This is a genomic window from Pseudomonadota bacterium (genome assembly GCA_034660915.1).
Lineage (GTDB): Bacteria > Desulfobacterota > Anaeroferrophillalia > Anaeroferrophillales > Anaeroferrophillaceae > DQWO01.
Genome location: JAYEKE010000084.1, coordinates 1 through 2,449, shown reverse-complemented (window position 1 = coordinate 2,449; position 2,449 = coordinate 1). Strand labels below are relative to the sequence as shown.

Genomic DNA, 2,449 nt, shown 5'->3' with positions numbered 1-2,449 from the left:
CTAAAAATCACGAAGATAATTGTCATTTGAGAAAGGTTGAACCATGATCAGAGCTTTATGGACTGCTTCCACCGGCATGCAGGCACAGCAGTTAAATGTTGATGTGATAGCCAATAATCTCGCCAATGTGAATACCAGTGGTTTTAAGAAGAGTCGACCTGATTTTCAGGATCTCATGTATCAGACTACCATTCAGGCTGGTACCACTTCAGGGATAGGCAACGAGATCCCTACGGGGATCCAGGTGGGTCTGGGTACCCGACCGGTGGCGGTACAAAAGCTTTTCACCCAGGGGGATTATCAGGAAACCGGTAATGATCTTGACATTGCCATTGAAGGGGATGGTTTTTTTCAGATCCTGCAACCGGATGGCACCACATCGTACACCAGGGCCGGGGCCTTTAAGCTGGACAGTACCGGTGCCATGGTTACTTCTGATGGTTATCCATTGGAGCCGGCGATTACTATTCCCACAGATACAACCGCGATTACTATTACTGATGATGGTACAGTTTCAGTTATGCAGGCCGGTGAGACGGATTCCATCCAGGTGGGTACCATTGAACTGGCCAGCTTTTCCAATCCCGCCGGGCTTAAAGCCATCGGGAAGAATCTTTTCCTGGAAACCGATGCCTCGGGAGCCGTGGTTTTGGGAATTGCCGGTACCGATGGTCTGGGAACCATATCCCAGGGATTTCTGGAAATGTCCAACGTCAGCGTGGTTGAAGAGATGGTTAATATGATTGTCGGTCAGCGAGCCTATGAAATTAACTCCAAAGCCATTCAAACAGCTGATGAAATGCTGCAGACCGCGAATAATGTCAAAAGGTAAACTCTCAAGCATAGTTTGATTTTCTGCACAAACACTGAATAACTGGACGGAATGGAGAATTTGTTTTCCATGTATAAGCAGAAACAGCATTGGATCATTATCCCAGCCCTTCTCGTTATGCTCTTTTTTTCGGGCATGGGCATTGCAGCTCAATCATCGACGCCAGGCGCGGCTCAATATCCATGGCAGGGTCGATTAATGTTGTTGCTAGATAATGCTGTCAGGGAGGCACTGCCGAAGGTTCATGAATTAAAAATCAATGAAGTGCGGAGTCTATCAACTGTTGCCGCCAGAATTCCTGCTAGTGTACATAATCCGTCTTTTTCCCTCAAGACACTGGGACATTGGAATCGTAACCGGGGTGAAATTTCACTACAGGTTATGATTTCCTCTCCAGCCGGAAAATCCAGCAGTTGCTGGCTGAGAGTTTTTATCTCAGGGAAATGTGAAGTTATAGTGGCTAAACGGTCATTGGAACGGGGCAGTTCAGTCCGATGGCGGGATGTAACGGCTCAACTTCTTGACGCCCGCAAGGTCAATGATGATTGCCTGGTTGATTTCTCCCGGGGAGCTGTTTTTGAGGTAGTCAGGAAAATTGTTGCAGGTCAGCCGCTTAAATCTGCCAGCCTTCGGCCCTATCGGCTGGTGAAACGGGGTGAAATGGTAACCGTGGTTTTGGAACGGGAAGGGATCCGGATTGAGACCAAAGGAACCGCTATGGCCAATGGCAGCAAAAATGAAGTTGTCATGGTCAAAAATCCTGAATCACGGCGTCTTTACCAGGCACAGATTATCGCTGCCGGGCAGGTCCGGGTGGTTTATTAGTATGTGCTGGTCAGAAAACAATCATTTTCTGATCAGCTCTTTCAGCGATCAGCAGTCAGCGATCAGTAAAACATTGAAAAAGCAGCTGGTTGCAGAAAGCCGGTAGTTGTCCGCATCCGGGAACGCTGGTTTCCAGGCGGGAATTAGAATGAATATTTTTATGAGTACCGTAAGTTTGTGGAGGGTGAAGGATATGAAAACCAGATGCAAAGCCGGTTTCTGTTTATTATTAATGAGTGTCCTTTGCTTGCCGGCATGTATGGGTGGTCGGCAGGCGATGCAGCCTCCGGCTCCGGTTGTTTATCCCGACAAAAATAAGCCTCCGGTGCCCGTACAGGCAACATATCATAATGGTTCCATCTGTCAGTTGGATGGACCCAATCAGGATTCAGCACTCTTCTATGATTCCCGTCGGGCCCGCAATGTCGGTGATATTGTTTTTGTTCTTATTGCTGAAAGTTTCAAGGGTACCGGTAAAGCTTCGACCCAGAGTGATGGTTCAAACAGCAGCTCCTATGCCATTCCCACCTTGTTTGGGCATGAAAATGTCTTTGATTTTTTAGGTAAGGATGCGGATATGAGTAAATTGATTGAAACTAAAAGGACTACCGAAACCAAGGGTGATGGTGCCACCTCCCGCAGTAATACCCTGTCTGCCCGGGTGGCGGCCAGAGTGGTTGAAGTTCTGCCGAATAACAACTATCGTATTCAGGGGAGTCATTACACTAAAGTCAATGGTGAAGATCATTTTGTGACCCTCAGCGGCATTATCCGCGCCTGCGATATATCAGC

Annotated in this window: 3 protein-coding genes; all 3 read left to right on the top strand. The window is 47.7% G+C overall.

Annotated elements, in window-relative coordinates:
- The first annotated feature begins 43 nt into the window (after nt 1-43).
- Nucleotides 44-832: a flagellar basal-body rod protein FlgG gene (flgG, locus tag U9P07_04995; GenBank protein ID MEA2108759.1), complete on the top strand. Its 789-nt coding sequence runs from the start codon at nt 44-46 to the stop codon at nt 830-832.
- A gap of 198 nt (nt 833-1,030) precedes the next feature.
- A complete protein-coding gene (gene flgA, locus U9P07_04990) occupies nt 1,031-1,657 on the top strand; it encodes a flagellar basal body P-ring formation chaperone FlgA (GenBank protein ID MEA2108758.1) in 627 nt (208 codons plus the stop codon).
- Between the two features lie 193 nt (nt 1,658-1,850).
- Nucleotides 1,851-2,449, top strand: a 599-nt coding sequence (locus tag U9P07_04985) for a flagellar basal body L-ring protein FlgH (GenBank protein ID MEA2108757.1), incomplete at its 3' end; no start/stop codon positions are given.

Excerpts from the sequence above, each read along its gene's own strand:
- flgG (MEA2108759.1), top strand. The coding sequence starts at position 44 with ATGATCAGAGCTTTATGGACTGCTTCCACCGGCATGCAGGCACAGCAG.
- flgA (MEA2108758.1), top strand. The coding sequence starts at position 1,031 with ATGTTGTTGCTAGATAATGCTGTCAGGGAGGCACTGCCGAAGGTTCAT.